Origin of the sequence: Sphingomonas sp. SKA58 (assembly GCF_000153545.1) — a bacterium.
Classification (GTDB): Bacteria; Pseudomonadota; Alphaproteobacteria; order Sphingomonadales; family Sphingomonadaceae; genus Sphingobium; species Sphingobium soli.
Genome location: NZ_CH959306.1, coordinates 1,615,411 through 1,630,106 on the forward strand (window position 1 = coordinate 1,615,411; position 14,696 = coordinate 1,630,106).

Below are 14,696 nucleotides of genomic sequence, written 5' to 3' on the forward strand. Positions count from 1 at the left end.
CTGGTGGGCGGGCTTCCTGCTGGCGGCCATCGGCATGCTCTGTTCCTGGGCGCTGATCCAGTTCGACGGCGGAAAACTTGGCGGCTATGGCGAACGGCCCGAAGGGGCCAATCCGCGCAAGGACCTGCTGATCTACGCCCTGTCCATCGCGGCCATTCCCCTGATGTGGTTCCTGTTCGTCAATGTGATGGACGCCGCGCAGGCGCAGGCGGGCGCGGGCATCGTCGGCTATCTGCTGGCTCTGCCTATCCTGGGCAAATTGCTGTTCATCACCTTCCTGATCGCCGTGCCCGCCATTCTCATCTGGTCCTGGCGCGTGGGCAGCAAGGTCGAGTTTCAGATGATGCTGGCGGCGATGGTGATGATCGTCTTCAACGTCGTATTCTGGACCCTGTTCGAGCAGGCCGGATCGTCGCTGACGCTGTTTGCCGATCGCAATACCGACCTGTCGGTCTTCGGCCTGTTCAGCCTGTCGGCGGGCCAGACGCAGTTCTTCAATGCCTTCTTCATCGTGACGCTGGCGCCGCTGTTCAGCATCGGCTGGAACGCGCTGGGCCGCCGGGGGCTGGAGCCGTCCATCCCGGTCAAGTTCGCCATTGCGCTCGTCGGCGTGGGCCTCGGCTTCCTTGTCCTCGTCTGGGGCAGCGCCTTTGCCGGCGCGGATTTTAAAGTCTCGATCTGGTGGCTGGCATTGCTCTATCTGATCCACTCCATGGCGGAGCTGTGCATTTCGCCGGTCGGCCTGTCGATGATCACCAAGTTGTCGATCGTGCGCATCGTCGGCCTGATGATGGGCGTGTGGTTCATGTCGATTTCGGTCGCCCAATATGTCGGCGGCATGATCGCGCAGGTGGCCAGCGTCGAAACGGTGGGCGGGCAGGTGACGAACCTGGCCGTCAGCCTGCAAACCTATGTGGACGTGTTCCGCACGATCGGCCTTGCGTCGATCGGCCTTGGCGTCCTTCTTTTCATCCTCGCATTTCCGATCAAGAGGTGGATGCATGGCGTTCAGTAAAAGGGGTGTTTCACTGACGGTCGCGGCCGTCTTGCTAGCCAGCAGCGCCGCGCCGCTGGCCGCGCGCAAGGACAAGGATGAACGGCCCGCCTCGCAGGGGGCGTCGGCGGAGCCCGAAAATCCTTATCCTTCGACCTATCGTCCTTATGGCGGTCGGCCGACGGTGCTGCGCGGTGCGACCGTCTTTGACGGGGAGGGCGGACGCATCGATAATGGCGTGGTCTTCCTGTCCGACGGTAAGGTTACGGCCATTGGCGGACCGGACACGCCAATCCCCGCGGACGTGGTGGTGATCGACGCCCAGGGCAAATATGTGACCCCGGGCGTCATCGATATTCACAGCCATCTGGGCGATTATCCCTCTCCCGGCGTCGAGGCATTGTCCGACGGCAATGAGGCGACGTCGCCCGTCACCCCGCATGTCTGGGCCGAACATAGCGTCTGGCCGCAAGACCCCGGCTTTTCCCGCGCGCTCGCCAATGGCGGCGTGACGACGCTTCAGATTCTGCCCGGTTCGGCCAACCTGTTTGGCGGCCGCAGCGTGACGCTCAAGAATGTGCCCGCGCGCACCATGCAGGGAATGAAGTTTCCCGGCGCGCCGCAGGGCCTGAAAATGGCGTGCGGCGAAAATCCCAAGCGGGTCTATGGCAGCAAGGGCCGCGAACCCAGCACCCGCATGGGCAATATGGCGGTCAACCGCCAGACCTGGATCAAGGCGCGCGAGTATCAGCAGAAGCGCGCCGCCGGCAAGGATCAGACCCGTGACCTGGGCATGGAAACTCTGGCCGATGTGCTGGAGGGCAAGATCATGGTCCATAACCACTGCTACCGCGCCGACGAGATGGCCAATGTCATCGATATGAGCAAGGAATTCGGCTACAAGGTGTCGACATTTCACCATGCCGTCGAAAGCTACAAGATCGCGGACCTGCTCCGCGACAATGGCATCTGCTCGGCCCTGTGGGGCGACTGGTATGGCTTCAAGATGGAGGCCTATGACGGGATCAAGGAGAATATCCCGCTGGTCCACAAGGCCGGCGCCTGCGCCATCGTTCATAGCGACGACCAGGACGGTATCCAGCGGCTCAACCAGGAAGCGGCCAAGGCGCTGGGCGCGGGGCGCCGCATGGGCATCGACATCAGCGACGAGGTCGCCTGGACCTGGCTTGCCATCAACCCGGCGCGGGCGATGGGCATCGCCGACCGCACCGGCAGCCTCAAGGTCGGCAAGATGGCAGATGTCGTGCTGTGGAACGGCAATCCGTTCAGTACCTATACCCGACCGGAAAAGGTCTGGATCGACGGCGCGCTGCTTTACGATGCCTTCGACCCCAAGCGCCGGCCGGTGAGTGATTTCGAACTGGGCCAGATCGGCGCGGGAGACGTGAAATGACGAAGAGCTTTTCCCTTCGCGCCAACGCGGGACGCCTGGGCGCGGCGCTGATCGCGATGGTCGCGGCTGTCCCCGCGCTTGCCCAGCCGATCGCCATCACCGGCGCGACGCTGGCGATCGGCGACGGGTCCGAACCTGTCCAGAACGGCACGGTCGTCATCGACGCGGGCAAGGTCGTCGCCGCCGGCGCTGGCATTGCGGTGCCCCCCGGCGCGAAAATCGTCGATGCGTCGGGCAAATGGGTGACGCCGGGCCTGGTATCGGGCTTTTCACGGGTTGGCCTGGCCGAAGTGCCAGCCGTGCGCGAAACCAACGATATCAGCGCCAATTCGCCCTTTTCCGCCGCGATTGATGTCGCTCCCGCGATCAATCCGCTCGCCAACCCGATCGCGATCAGCCGCAATGGCGGCGTGACCCGCGCGGTCGTCGCCCCGGCGGCCTCCAGCGGCATATTTGCCGGGCAGGGCGCGGTCATCGATCTGGGCGCGGACATGAGTCCGGTCACCAAGGGCCGCGCCTTCGAATATGTCGAAATGGGCGAAGCCGGCGCGGCCGAGGCGGGCGGCAGCCGCGCGGCGATGATCCTGACGTTCAAGATGATGCTGCGGCAGGCGCAGGACTATGCCAAGGCGCCGGCGGCCTATGACGGCAATTCCAGGGATTCGCTGCTGAACCGCGTCGATGCAGAAGCGCTGGTGCCGGTTGTCACCGGGGCGACGCCGCTGATGGTTCACGCCGAAAGCGCGCGCGATATCCTGGCTGTATTGGCGTTGCGGCAGGATTTTCCCGCGCTCCGCCTGATCCTGGCCGGGGCGACCGAAGGCTGGATGGTGGCGCCGCAAATCGCAGCCGCCAAGGTGCCCGTCATCACCGCAGGGCTTGAAGACTTGCCGTCCGCCTTCGAAAAGCTCGCCGCGACGCAGAGCAATGTTGGTCGGATGGTGCAGGCGGGCGTTTCGGTATCGATGGGTATGCTGACCGGGGACGATGCGTTGCAACTGCGGGTCGCCAACCAGCAGGCGGGTAATATGGTCGCGCTGACCAAGGTGCCGGGCGCGACCGGGCTGACCTGGGGGCAGGCGCTGCGCACGATCACGCTGGCCCCGGCCGAGGCAATGGGGCTGGGCGATCGGCTGGGTTCGCTTCAGCCGGGCAAGGCGGGCGACGTGGTGATCTGGGACGGCGATCCGCTCGAAATGACGTCCGCGCCTGTGGCCGTCTGGATCGACGGCGTTGCGCAGCCGATGACGGATCGCCAGACCCGCTTGCGCGATCGTTATGCAACGCCGGACGAAGGCAGCCTGCCCAAAGCCTATGAATGGTGATGGCCGGGGGGCGGGGCTTTGGCCCCGCTCCCAGCTTTGGGGCCAGGGCTATGGCCTCATCCGTCGATAGCGCCCCAGATGTCGCTGGCCTTTACATAGCCGCGCCGACCCTTGACGTCGAAGGCGCACCAACCGCCTGAACAATCGGATATGCGACCCACAACGCCGCGTTCGGCGCGAAACAGCGTCGCTGATCCGTCGCTCGGCGATCCATGCAGCGGCGCGATGGCCGACCGGACGATGGCGGTGGGCGTGTCGCTCAGCAGGCGGACGTGCATCCACCCCTGCGCGCCGTCCGGGTCCTGCACCTTGCGCCACAGGCCAAGGACCTGCACCACCTTCACCGGCAGGTCGCGGCGGCGATAGACCCAGTTGGACGGGTAATCCAGGCTGGGGCCGACCCGCATGCGCGCCTCATCATGCGACAGCGATGCCCAATAAGGTGTCTTCTTGCCGGGCGCAGCGTTGGCAGAACTTGCCGCAAGGACCAGAAGAACTGCGCCGCCGACGGCCATGGCCGTGTAAAGTTTCGAAATCCTGTCACCCATGGCCGACCCATAGCCCGTCGATCGTCGCCGCGACAGTCTTTCCTCGCCAGACCTGGCTTATCCGCTTGACCCGCACCTTGTCGCGCAATAGCGCCACCATCATGGTTGAACCGCGCAAGACTCCGCCGCGTCCCGCCAAGCCGCGCGTGATCGTTACGCGCCGCCTGCCGCCCGATGTGGAAGCGCGCATGGCGCAATTGTTCGACGCCAGCTTCAATATCGCCGACGCGCCGATGGATCGGACGGCAATGGCCCGTGCCATGGCCGATTGCGACGTACTGGTGCCGACCATCACCGATCAGATCGATGCGGATTTGATCGGCGGAGCGCCCGACACGTTGCGCATGATCGCCAGCTTTGGCAGCGGTGTCGACCATATCGACCTCGTCGCCGCCCGGGAAAAGGGCATCATCGTCACCAACACACCCGGCGTGCTGACCGAAGATACCGCCGATATGACGATGGCGCTGATCCTGTCGGTACCGCGCCGCTTGGCCGAGGGCGAAAAGCTGGTGCGCTCCGGCGCGTGGCAGGGGTGGAGCCCGTCAGGCATGCTGGGCCACCGGATCGGCGGCAAGACGCTGGGCATCATCGGCATGGGCCGCATTGGCCGCGCCGTGGCGCGGCGGGCGCGCGCCTTTGGCCTGTCCATCGCCTATCATAACCGCCATCGCTTGCCCTTCGAGGTCGAGCAGGAGCTTGAGGCGCGATGGCAGGGTGATCTGGACGCACTGCTGACGCAAAGTGATATCCTGTCGATCCACTGCCCGCTCAATTCCGACAGCCGCGAGCTGGTGGACGCGCGGCGGATCGGGCTGCTGCGGTCCCACGCCTATGTCATCAACACGTCCCGCGCGGAAATCATGGACGAGGGCGCGCTGATCGACGCGCTGGAAGAAAGTCGCATCGCCGGCGCGGGGCTGGACGTCTATGCCCATGAACCTGCGGTCGACCCGCGCCTGCTGGCCCTTTCCAATGTCGTGCTGCTGCCGCACATGGGGTCGGCCACGATCGAGGGGCGCCATGCCACGGGTGCGCGGGTCATCGCCAATATCCGCACCTGGGTCGACGGGCACAGGCCACCGAACCAGGTGCTGGAAGGCTGGGTCTGACCGTCAGGCGACGACCTGCTGCTTCAACTGATCGACCATCGTCAGCCCGTGGCGCACGGAATCATGCGCGCGGCGAACGATGGCCAGCGTTTCGGCGTCGATGGCATCGTCTTTCAATACACGCGCGAATTCTTCGCTGAGATAATCCTCGCCGCGGTCGATCGCCTGGATGATCGCCTTGTCGCCGCCACCCAAGGCGACATGGATATCCTCGATCCACCGGTGGACCGTGCCTGCGGCGGACCCGAATTCATTGGGCTTGCCTTCAAGCTGGCGGCTGCGTTCCTGCAGCAGTCCGACCGCTGCCTGCCGTTCGGCGGCCAGATCGCGAAACAGGGTTTCAAATGGCGCGGATTTCGCCTTTGCCGCGCTATGCTCATATCCCTTCACGCTGTCGATCAGCGTGGTGATGAGGTCATCCAGCTTGCTGATGGTATGATTGTGCATAACCGTCTCCTTCCTATGGGCCGTCGGGCAATCTGCCTCCCAAACGGTTCCAAGCTGCCGCCGGTTCAACCAACCTCATGATATTCAATCTTAATATGGCATTAGGCATGTCGCACTATCCGCTACGCAGGTGGAACAAGCCGGCCGCTCGGGGGTTGGAGAAATATCTTTCTATCGGATTTGAGGATCTTACTCATGATCAAGCTCGCGATCATTTCGCTGGTCATTGCAGCCGTGCTGGCTTTGCTCGGCTTTGGCGGCGCAGCCGGCACTTTCGTCGGCATTGCCAAAATCCTGTTCTTCATCGCACTGGCGGTGTTTGTCGTCTTCCTGGTCCTCGGCATTCTGGCCGGCAAGGGCGTCAAGGACGCCATCGACTAAGCATCATGATGGCGGTCGGCGCCACTATCGACGAAACCGGGAGGCTGGTGCGCGACGCGGCCGGCTTCCTGCTTCGCCGGGACGGCGGCGGCAGCTACCGGCTGGTACTCTTGAGGGTTCCGGTCGACTTAGTCGAAAAGCAGGTTCGTGTGCGCGGCATTCATATCGGCGAGGACGTTGTCGAGGCAGAAGGCGTAGCCCCTGCATAATCGCCTGGCGCAAGGTCATGCCGGCCTAAGCCATCGGACATAATCGGTCTTGCCAAATGTGCATGTCGGCGGGCACCATCGCTACCATGCGCAAAATCCTCTATACCGCCATTGCTCCCTTCTGCCTTGCCGCCATTCCCATCGCCGTCCAGGCGCAAGAACCTGCGGCCACCCCCACCCAGACATCGACGGCGCAGGCCCAGCTTGCCCGAATTCTCGACGATCACTGGAAATGGTATCTGTCGGTCCATCCCGTCGAAGCGACCGCGCGGGGCGTGCGTAGCTATGACGATCGCATCTACGACATGTCGCTGGCGGCGCGCGATGCGCAGATAAAGGCCGAACGGCAATTCGTCAGCCGATTGGAGGCGGTGCCCGAAGCGGAATTAAGCGCGGCGGACCGAGTCAACCGCAATGTCCTGCTCTGGATGCTGCGCGACGACATCGCCAGCGATGGCCATCAGGCAGAACGGCTGATGCTGTTCACCACCTATTATGGCTGGCATCAGGGATTTTCCGGCATGGCTGATGGCCTGCCTTTCTACAATCGCGCGGATTATGACAGCTATCTCAAGCGGCTGGCACTTTACCCGAAGCAAAATGCAGATGCGCTCGACATCACGCGGCAGGCCATCGCCGGTGGCTATGTTCAACCCTGTTCCGTCCTTCAAAATTATGCCGGCACGATCAGCGGCATCGTGGAAGGAAAGCCGCAGGACACGCGCTTTTACGAACCCTTCAAGCGCCCCAGGCCGCGCGACGTCAGCGATGCCGACTGGGCTGCGATGCAGGCCCGCGCGGTGACGCTCATCCGCGACGTGCTGACGCCGGAATATCGCAAATGGCATGACCTGTTCGTTGCGGACTATCTGCCCCATTGCCGCAAGAGCGACAGCGCCTCGTCGCTGCCGGGCGGCGCGGCCTGGTATGCCAGCCGCGTGAAGGCGCATACAACGACTGACCTGACGCCCGATCAAATCCACCAGATCGGTCTGGACGAAGTCGCCCGGATCGGCCGGCGCATGGACGATATCGCCGCCCAGGCGGGCTATCCCAATCGCGCGGCATACATCGCTCATTTGCGCACCGATCCGTCCTATTATGCCAAGACGCCGGAAGAATTGCTGCGCGTCGCGGCGCGGCAGGCCAAGACGATCGATGGACTGCTGCCGCGCTATTTCGGTACGCTGCCGCGTCTGCCCTATGGCCTCAAGCCTATTCCGGCCGCCGAAGCGGAAGGGACCACCACGGCCTATTATGGACCGGGCGCACCGGAATCGGGCATTTCGGGCACCTATTGGGTCAACACGTCCAAGCTGGATCAGCGTCCTTTCTGGGAGGTGCCGGCGCTGACCGCGCATGAGGCGGTGCCGGGCCATCATAATCAGATCGCGCTGCAACAGGAATTGCCGTTGCCGCCTTTCCGCAAATATCTTGCCGGCTTCACCGCCTATGTCGAAGGCTGGGCGCTCTACACCGAATATCTGGGTGAAGAGATGGGCCTGTATGACACGCCTGAAAAGATGATGGGTCGCCTGTCCTATGAGATGTGGCGCGCCTGCCGCCTCGTGGTCGATACCGGCATCCACGCCAAGGGATGGGACAAGGCGCGCGCCGTAGCGTTCATGAAGACGAACAGCGCTCTGTCGGACGCCAATATCGATGCCGAAGTGAACCGCTATATCAGCTGGCCGGGTCAGGCGCTTGGGTACAAGCTGGGCGAGATCAAGATACGCGAGTTGCGCGTCAGGGCGGAAAAAGCCCTGGAGAAAAATTTCGACCTGCGCCGTTTTCACGACGCGGTGCTGGCGCAGGGCGCGGTGCCCCTGACCGTGCTGGAAAGCCAGATTGACGCCTGGATCGCGGCCGAAAGGGCGCCAGAGGCCTGATCAGGCGGTCGGCAGCCGTTCCAATGGCCGGAAGGCGGTGCCGGCGCCGGACCAGCCGCGATAGGCGGCGTCGATCGGCAGGGCGGCTTCGCAGCAGGCGCATTGCGCCATGACCCGGCCCACCAGCCATTGGATTTCCCCACAGGAAGGGCAGGGCATCGCCCGACCGGGGCGATAGGCGCGCACATGGCCTGCGGCGTCGTTCGCGCAGCCGGGCAAGGGTATCGGCATGAATGGGGGTCCCCTGTTGATCCAAATCCAAACGCCGCTCAGGGACCTTGTTTCCTCTTGCGAATCGTTAGCAGGGGAAATCGCGAACAGGCGGGATATTCGGCGATTTTGTCCATTTGACACTGCCGCCCCATTCTGTATGGCGCTGCACCATCGGGACATACCTGCTTCGACCACCGGTTGGGGCGCATCCCTGACCTTCGCCGTCCAGTCCGTTCGCTGTCCGGCGAGGTTCTGGTGGAATCGCGTCATCCTCTGGCGGAGCGCCACGCGAGGAGACGCACATCTTATGACCGCCATCGGACAGGACACGCTGGGCACCCGCGACATGATGAATGTCGGCGGCAAGGACATTGCCTATTATTCCTTCAAGAAGGCCGCTGCAAAGCTTGGAGACGTTTCGCGCCTGCCTTTCTCGATGAAGGTGCTGCTCGAAAATCTCCTGCGCTTCGAAGACGGCGTCACCGTCACCACCGACGACATTCAGGCGATCGTTGACTGGCAGAAGGATCGCGGCCAGGCGCAGCGCGAAATCCAGTATCGCCCGGCGCGCGTGCTGATGCAGGATTTTACCGGCGTCCCCTGCGTCGTCGACCTTGCCGCGATGCGCGACGCGATGACGGCGCTGGGCGCCGACGCAGCCAAGATCAATCCGCAGGTTCCCGTCCACCTCGTCATCGACCACTCGGTCATGGTTGACGAATTCGGCACGCCCCAAGCGTTCGAGCAGAATGTGGAAATCGAATATCAGCGCAACATGGAGCGCTACGACTTCCTGAAATGGGGCAGCAAGAGCCTCGCCAATTTCTACGCCGTGCCCCCCGGCACCGGCATCTGCCATCAGGTGAACCTGGAAAATATCGCGCAGGCCGTCTGGTCGAGCGAAGGGCCTGACGGCGTCACTGTCGCCTATCCCGACACGTGCGTCGGCACAGACAGCCACACCACCATGGTGAACGGCCTTGGCGTGCTGGGCTGGGGCGTGGGCGGTATCGAGGCGGAAGCCGCGATGCTGGGTCAGCCCGTCTCGATGCTGATCCCTGAAGTCGTCGGTTTCAAATTTACTGGCACATTGAACGAGGGCGTCACCGCGACCGACCTCGTCCTTACCTGCACCCAGATGCTGCGCGCGCGCGGCGTCGTTGGCCGCTTCGTCGAATATTTCGGTCCGGGCCTCGCCACGCTGTCGCTCGCCGACCGCGCGACGCTCGCCAATATGGCGCCCGAATATGGCGCGACCTGCGGCTTCTTCGGCATCGACGACAAGACGCTGGACTATATGCGCCTGACCGGCCGCACCGAAGAGAATATCGCGCTGGTCGAAGCCTATGCCAAGGAACAGGGTTTCTGGATCGACCCGGCGGTCGAGCCGGTGTTCACCGATACGCTGGAGCTTGACCTGTCGACGGTCGTCCCCAGCCTTGCAGGACCCAAGCGTCCGCAGGACCGCGTGTCGCTGCCCGAAGTCGATGACGTGTTCAACGCCGACATGGAAAAGACCTACAAGAAGGCGCAGCAGCGCGTTCCGGTCGAGGGCAAGGATTTCGACATTGGTGATGGCGACGTCACCATTGCCGCGATCACCAGCTGCACCAATACGTCGAACCCCGGCGTTCTGGTCGCGGCCGGTCTGGTCGCCAAGAAGGCGAACGAGCTGGGCCTCAAGCCCAAGCCCTGGGTCAAGACCTCGCTTGCGCCCGGCAGCCAGGTGGTGACGGACTATTTGGAAAAGGCCGGCCTTCAGTCGCATCTCGACGCCATCGGGTTCAATCTGGTCGGCTATGGCTGCACCACCTGCATCGGCAATTCCGGCCCGCTGGCCGAACCGATCAGCAAGGCGATCAACGACAATGGCCTGGTTGCCGCTGCCGTGATTTCGGGCAACCGCAACTTTGAAGGTCGTGTGTCGCCCGACGTGCGCGCCAACTTCCTCGCTTCGCCGCCGCTGGTCGTCGCCTATGCGCTCAAGGGCACGGTGGTGGAGGATTTCATCACCACCCCCATCGGCACCAGCAAGGATGGCGAAGCGGTGTATCTCAAGGACATCTGGCCCAGCAATGATGAGGTTTCGACCGTCATGGCCGGCTGCATGGACCGCCAGATGTTCCAGGCCCGCTACGCCAATGTCTACAAAGGCGACGCCCATTGGCAGGCGATCGAAGTGACCGGTTCGGACACCTATCAGTGGCGCGCCGGTTCGACCTATGTCGCCAACCCGCCCTATTTCGAGGGCATGTCGATGACCCCCGATGCCGTGACCGACATTCAGGGTGCCAAGCCGCTCGCCATCTTCGGCGACTCCATCACCACCGACCATATTTCGCCGGCCGGCTCGATCAAGGTCGACAGCCCGGCGGGCAAGTGGCTGATGGAGCATCAGGTCAGCAAGGCCGACTTCAACAGCTATGGCGCGCGCCGTGGCCATCATGAAGTGATGATGCGCGGCACCTTTGCCAATATCCGCATTAAGAACCAGATGCTGGACGGCGTCGAAGGCGGCATGACCAGCTATAATGGCGAAGTCATGCCGATCTATGACGCGGCGATGAAGCACAAGGCGGACGGCACGCCGCTGGTGGTCATCGGCGGCAAGGAATATGGCACCGGCTCCTCGCGCGACTGGGCGGCCAAGGGTACCAACCTGCTGGGCGTGCGCGCGGTGATCGTGGAGAGCTTCGAGCGCATCCACCGCTCCAACTTGGTCGGCATGGGCGTGCTCCCGTTGCAGTTCAAGGATGGCGAAAGCCGCGAGACGCTGGGCCTCAAGGGCGATGACAGCTTCACCATCGAAGGTGTCGCCGACCTCAAGCCCCGCCAGGATGTTGAGGTGAAGGTCACGCGCGCCGATGGGTCGACCTTCAGCTTCACCGCGCTGTGCCGCATCGATACCGTCAACGAATTGGAATATTTCCTGAACGGAGGCATCCTCCAATATGTGCTGCGCAAACTCGCCGCCTGATCGCGCGATGCAGTAATGAAGAAGGGCTTCTCCCCAAGCGGGAGGAGCCCTTTTTCTCTGCCCGGTTCGTCGCATCAGTCTTGATTCCGGCAATCCTTGTGAAAGGATCGCTCCGTCCTGACGAAGAAAGGCATGATATGCGCGCCCTTGTTCTTCCGCTCATCGCAGCATCATTGGTCGGGACGCCGGCCGTGGCGCAGGATCGCAGCGCCGCCTATCGCGGGCGGCCCGATCAGGCCGATCGTCCGCGCAACACCGCGCCCGTGGACAGCGCCGAGGCGAAGCGCTGGATGCAGCGTTTCGCCCAGTGCGTGGTCGCCGGCAATCCGACCGGTGCCAGACAGTTGCTCGCGACATCGCCCGGCTCGACGGACGAGCGGGACATGCTGATCCGCATCGCCCAGCAACGCGCCAACTGCCTGCACCACGGCAAGTTGCGGATGAAGGGCAATTGGATGCGCGGGGCGATCGCCGAACAACTTTATCTGCGTGCCTATCCAAAGCCGGTCGAAGCTGCGCCGATGCCGGACGCGCCGCTGACCGCGCGGGCGGATGCGCAGCAATCCCCTTATCATGCCTATGCCGACTGCATCGTCGCGCGCAACGCACCGGCTGCGGACGCGATGCTGCGCGCCGAACCTGGCAGCGCCGCGGAAAAATCCGCCTTGCAGCAGACAATGCCAACGCTCTCCTCCTGCCTTGCCGGCGGGAAGGACGGCAAGCTGGCGATCGATCGCACGATGCTGCGCGGTTATCTGGCTGAATCGCTTTACGTAAAGCGCTTGCCGGCAGGCTGAGCGCTCAGGGATGATAGCGTGTGGTGGAAAAGGGACGCGCGCTGGGCTTCGTCGCCCAGGACGTGTTCGGCCTCGCCTGCATCGTGAAGCGCAATTCGCCGCCCGCACGAATCTGCGCATCGGTGATGACGCTGCGCTCCAACGGGGTGCCGTTCAGCGTCACGCGGCCGACATAGCGATTTGCGTGCGACAGTCCGTCCGCAACGACCGTGAAACGCTGTCCACCGGGCAGCGTCATTTCCGCTCGATCGACGAAGGGGCGGCCGATCACATATTCGTTGCTGCCTGGCGCCACCGGATAGAAACCGAGCGCCGTGAACACCAGCCAGGCGGACATCTGACCCAGATCGTCATTGCCCGCCAGCCCGTCGGGTGTGGGCTTATACTGGCTCTCGACAATCTGCTTCAGCCGCTCCTGTGTGCGCCATGGCTGTCCTGCGTAGTTATACAGATAGGCCACATGGTGGCTGGGCTCATTGCCGTGGATATATTGACCGATCAGGCCGGCGATATCCTCGGCATGGCTATAGTCGATCTGGCTGTTGTCATAATCGAACATGGCGTCGAGCTTGGCGACGGCCTTGGCGTCCCCGCCCAGCAGCCGGAACAGCCCGCCCTGATCGTGCGGCATGAACCAGCTATATTGCCAGGCATTTCCTTCCGTATAGTCTGACCCATAGTTGATCGCGGTCGGGTCGAACGGCACGCGAAATGTGCCGTCGGCCTTGCGCGCGCGCAGGAATCCGGTCTTCGGATCGAAACTGTTGCGCCAATTCTGCGCGCGTTTTTCGAACCTGGCGGCGATCGCAGTCTCACCCAGCGTGCGGGCAAGTCGCGCAATGGTCCAGTCGTCAAAGGCATATTCGACAGTCTTGGATGCAGCTTCGGGTTCGCGGTCTATCGGCACATAGCCCAGCGACATATAGTCGCCCAGGCCGCCATAGGGCGCATAGTCGGCGCTGGCGACCATCGCCTTGAGCGCGCCCGCGCAATCTATGCCAGCGATGCCCTTCAGGCACGCGTCGGCGATCACCGGGACGGCATGATAGCCGATCATCGTCCAGGTTTCCTTGCCCGCAAATTGCCAGACGGGCAGGATGCCGAACGGGCTGGCCTTCTGGCTGGCGACCAGCGAGTTCACGAAGTCCGCATTCTTCGCGTCCGGCTGGATCAGCGTCAGCAACGGATGTTCGGCGCGAAACGTGTCCCACAAGGAAAAGGTGGAATGCATGGTGAATCCTGCGCTGTCATGCACCTGGTCATCGGGGCCGCGCCAGCGCCCGTCTGCGTCGCCCCAAACGCTCGGCGCCATCAGGCTGTGATAGAGGGCGGTATAGATATTGGTGCGCATGGGCTGCGGCGCGTCGATCTTGACCCTGTCCAGCGCCGCGTTCCAGGCCGCGCGCGTGCGCGTGCGGACCGCGTCGAAATCGCCCGGCTCGCTGGCGAGGTTCGCAATCGCGCCAGCCTCGTCCACGCCTGACAGCGCAACCTTTACCTCCAGTGCTTTGGTAAGCAGTCCAAAGTCGAATTGCGCCACCAGAGCCCGGCCAGACAGCGCATCGAGCGTTTCGGGGCCGCGCCCCGGCCCCTTGAACCCCTTGTAGAGAATATTCTCCTCCGTGCTGACCAGCTTGTGGCCCGTCATCGGCGCGGAAAAGCGCATGGCGAAGAAAATCCGGCGCGGCGTAGCCCATCCGCGCACTTCGCGCGATCCGGTGATCGTGCCATCCGGCCGAATCCGCACTGACGACCACAGGATTTTTCCGGGATAATCATAGATGATGCTGCGCAGATCGAGCATGAGGTGCGCCGCCTTGCCGGCCGGGAAGGCATAGCGATGCACGCCCACGCGCGTACCGGCCGTCATTTCCGCTCGCACGGCCGGATCGGTCAGGGTGACGGCATAATAGCCCGGGGATGCGACTTCGTCCGCCTTGTGTGACCGGAATCCCGGCGTCGTCGCGTCGCCCGCTCGCAACGGCACTGTGTCCCCGGTGACCGGCATGACCAGGAAATCACCCAGGTCGCTATGGCCTGCGCCCGAAAAATGGGTGTGGGAAAAGCCCAGGATGACTGGATCCTCGTGCCGATAGCCCGACGCCCAGTCATAGGTTTCGCGCGCAGGCCCTACATGCGTATCGGGCGAAAGCTGCACCATGCCGAACGGCGCCACCGCGCCGGGAAAGGTGTGGCCTTCGCCGTTCGTGCCGATGAAGGGATCGACGGCATCGACGGGATCGGACGCGGGCCGCTGGGCGAAAAGGGCGGTGCTGGCAAGCAGGCCGGCGGCAACGGCCAGGCGGGTGAGGCGGATCAACATGGGCGCGGTTAAATCATGCCTGTTCCGGCCCGCCAAGTGCTTAGCGCTTGATCTTGCGGAACGACAG

13 protein-coding genes are annotated in these 14,696 nt (G+C 63.4%); 9 read left to right on the top strand and 4 right to left on the bottom strand.

What is annotated here, in order from left to right; translation table 11 throughout:
- The 3 genes from SKA58_RS08355 to SKA58_RS08365 all read left to right on the top strand — a co-directional run.
- Nucleotides 1–1,015: peptide MFS transporter (locus SKA58_RS08355; protein WP_009821958.1), on the top strand; the 1,015-nt coding region annotated here is incomplete at its 5' end.
- Entirely contained in the window at nucleotides 1,002–2,408 is a 1,407-nt protein-coding gene (locus SKA58_RS08360) for an amidohydrolase (RefSeq protein WP_009821959.1), read from the top strand. The genes SKA58_RS08355 and SKA58_RS08360, both read left to right, overlap by 14 nt.
- The gene (locus tag SKA58_RS08365; protein ID WP_009821960.1) at nucleotides 2,405–3,733 is read left to right on the top strand and encodes an amidohydrolase family protein; all 1,329 of its coding nucleotides are present in this window, start codon (nucleotides 2,405–2,407) and stop codon (nucleotides 3,731–3,733) included. The genes SKA58_RS08360 and SKA58_RS08365 overlap by 4 nt, the downstream gene beginning before the upstream one ends.
- Before the next feature lie 56 nt (nucleotides 3,734–3,789).
- On the opposite strand, the gene SKA58_RS08370 is transcribed toward SKA58_RS08365, so the two are convergent.
- Entirely contained in the window at nucleotides 3,790–4,248 is a 459-nt protein-coding gene (locus SKA58_RS08370) for an SH3 domain-containing protein (protein ID WP_009821961.1), read from the bottom strand.
- Between the two features lie 134 nt (nucleotides 4,249–4,382).
- On the opposite strand from SKA58_RS08370, the gene SKA58_RS08375 reads away from it, so the two are divergent.
- Nucleotides 4,383–5,393 carry a 2-hydroxyacid dehydrogenase gene (locus SKA58_RS08375; RefSeq protein WP_037542316.1) on the top strand — a complete coding sequence of 337 codons (1,011 nt, stop codon included), beginning with the start codon at nucleotides 4,383–4,385 and terminating at the stop codon, nucleotides 5,391–5,393.
- Between the two features lie 3 nt (nucleotides 5,394–5,396).
- Here the strand turns inward: SKA58_RS08375 and SKA58_RS08380 are convergent, their stop codons facing one another.
- Nucleotides 5,397–5,840 (bottom strand): PA2169 family four-helix-bundle protein, encoded by a 444-nt coding sequence (locus tag SKA58_RS08380; protein WP_009821963.1) that lies wholly within the window; start codon nucleotides 5,838–5,840, stop codon nucleotides 5,397–5,399.
- A gap of 195 nt (nucleotides 5,841–6,035) precedes the next feature.
- Between SKA58_RS08380 and SKA58_RS08385 the strand changes: the two genes are divergently transcribed.
- The 3 genes from SKA58_RS08385 to SKA58_RS08395 all read left to right on the top strand — a co-directional run bounded on the left by SKA58_RS08385 (nucleotide 6,036) and on the right by SKA58_RS08395 (nucleotide 8,319).
- The gene (locus SKA58_RS08385; protein ID WP_009821964.1) at nucleotides 6,036–6,221 is read left to right on the top strand and encodes a DUF1328 domain-containing protein; all 186 of its coding nucleotides are present in this window, start codon (nucleotides 6,036–6,038) and stop codon (nucleotides 6,219–6,221) included.
- Nucleotides 6,222–6,226: 5 nt separating this feature from the next.
- Nucleotides 6,227–6,430, top strand: coding sequence for a DUF5818 domain-containing protein (locus SKA58_RS08390; RefSeq protein WP_009821965.1), 204 nt, complete (start codon nucleotides 6,227–6,229; stop codon nucleotides 6,428–6,430).
- An 86-nt stretch (nucleotides 6,431–6,516) separates the two neighbouring features.
- Nucleotides 6,517–8,319, top strand: coding sequence for a DUF885 domain-containing protein (locus SKA58_RS08395; RefSeq protein ID WP_083784880.1), 1,803 nt, complete (start codon nucleotides 6,517–6,519; stop codon nucleotides 8,317–8,319).
- On the opposite strand, the gene SKA58_RS08400 is transcribed toward SKA58_RS08395, so the two are convergent.
- The gene (locus SKA58_RS08400; RefSeq protein WP_009821967.1) at nucleotides 8,320–8,550 is read right to left on the bottom strand and encodes a hypothetical protein; all 231 of its coding nucleotides are present in this window, start codon (nucleotides 8,548–8,550) and stop codon (nucleotides 8,320–8,322) included.
- A gap of 289 nt (nucleotides 8,551–8,839) precedes the next feature.
- On the opposite strand from SKA58_RS08400, the gene acnA reads away from it, so the two are divergent.
- Complete coding sequence (gene acnA / locus SKA58_RS08405) at nucleotides 8,840–11,509, top strand: aconitate hydratase AcnA (protein WP_037542318.1); 2,670 nt, start codon at nucleotides 8,840–8,842, stop codon at nucleotides 11,507–11,509.
- Between the two features lie 137 nt (nucleotides 11,510–11,646).
- Complete coding sequence (locus SKA58_RS08410) at nucleotides 11,647–12,306, top strand: hypothetical protein (RefSeq protein ID WP_156784154.1); 660 nt, start codon at nucleotides 11,647–11,649, stop codon at nucleotides 12,304–12,306.
- A 4-nt stretch (nucleotides 12,307–12,310) separates the two neighbouring features.
- On the opposite strand, the gene SKA58_RS08415 is transcribed toward SKA58_RS08410, so the two are convergent.
- Entirely contained in the window at nucleotides 12,311–14,629 is a 2,319-nt protein-coding gene (locus SKA58_RS08415; RefSeq protein ID WP_009821970.1) for a GH92 family glycosyl hydrolase, read from the bottom strand.
- Nucleotides 14,630–14,696 lie beyond the last annotated feature (67 nt).

Coding starts and splice junctions, on each gene's coding strand:
- SKA58_RS08360 (WP_009821959.1), top strand. CDS start 1,002: ATGGCGTTCAGTAAAAGGGGTGTTTCACTGACGGTCGCGGCCGTCTTG.
- SKA58_RS08365 (WP_009821960.1), top strand. CDS start 2,405: ATGACGAAGAGCTTTTCCCTTCGCGCCAACGCGGGACGCCTGGGCGCG.
- SKA58_RS08370 (WP_009821961.1), bottom strand. CDS start 4,248: ATGGCCGTCGGCGGCGCAGTTCTTCTGGTCCTTGCGGCAAGTTCTGCC.
- SKA58_RS08375 (WP_037542316.1), top strand. CDS start 4,383: ATGGTTGAACCGCGCAAGACTCCGCCGCGTCCCGCCAAGCCGCGCGTG.
- SKA58_RS08380 (WP_009821963.1), bottom strand. CDS start 5,840: ATGCACAATCATACCATCAGCAAGCTGGATGACCTCATCACCACGCTG.
- SKA58_RS08385 (WP_009821964.1), top strand. CDS start 6,036: ATGATCAAGCTCGCGATCATTTCGCTGGTCATTGCAGCCGTGCTGGCT.
- SKA58_RS08390 (WP_009821965.1), top strand. CDS start 6,227: ATGATGGCGGTCGGCGCCACTATCGACGAAACCGGGAGGCTGGTGCGC.
- SKA58_RS08395 (WP_083784880.1), top strand. CDS start 6,517: ATGCGCAAAATCCTCTATACCGCCATTGCTCCCTTCTGCCTTGCCGCC.
- SKA58_RS08400 (WP_009821967.1), bottom strand. CDS start 8,550: ATGCCGATACCCTTGCCCGGCTGCGCGAACGACGCCGCAGGCCATGTG.
- acnA (WP_037542318.1), top strand. CDS start 8,840: ATGACCGCCATCGGACAGGACACGCTGGGCACCCGCGACATGATGAAT.
- SKA58_RS08410 (WP_156784154.1), top strand. CDS start 11,647: ATGCGCGCCCTTGTTCTTCCGCTCATCGCAGCATCATTGGTCGGGACG.
- SKA58_RS08415 (WP_009821970.1), bottom strand. CDS start 14,629: ATGTTGATCCGCCTCACCCGCCTGGCCGTTGCCGCCGGCCTGCTTGCC.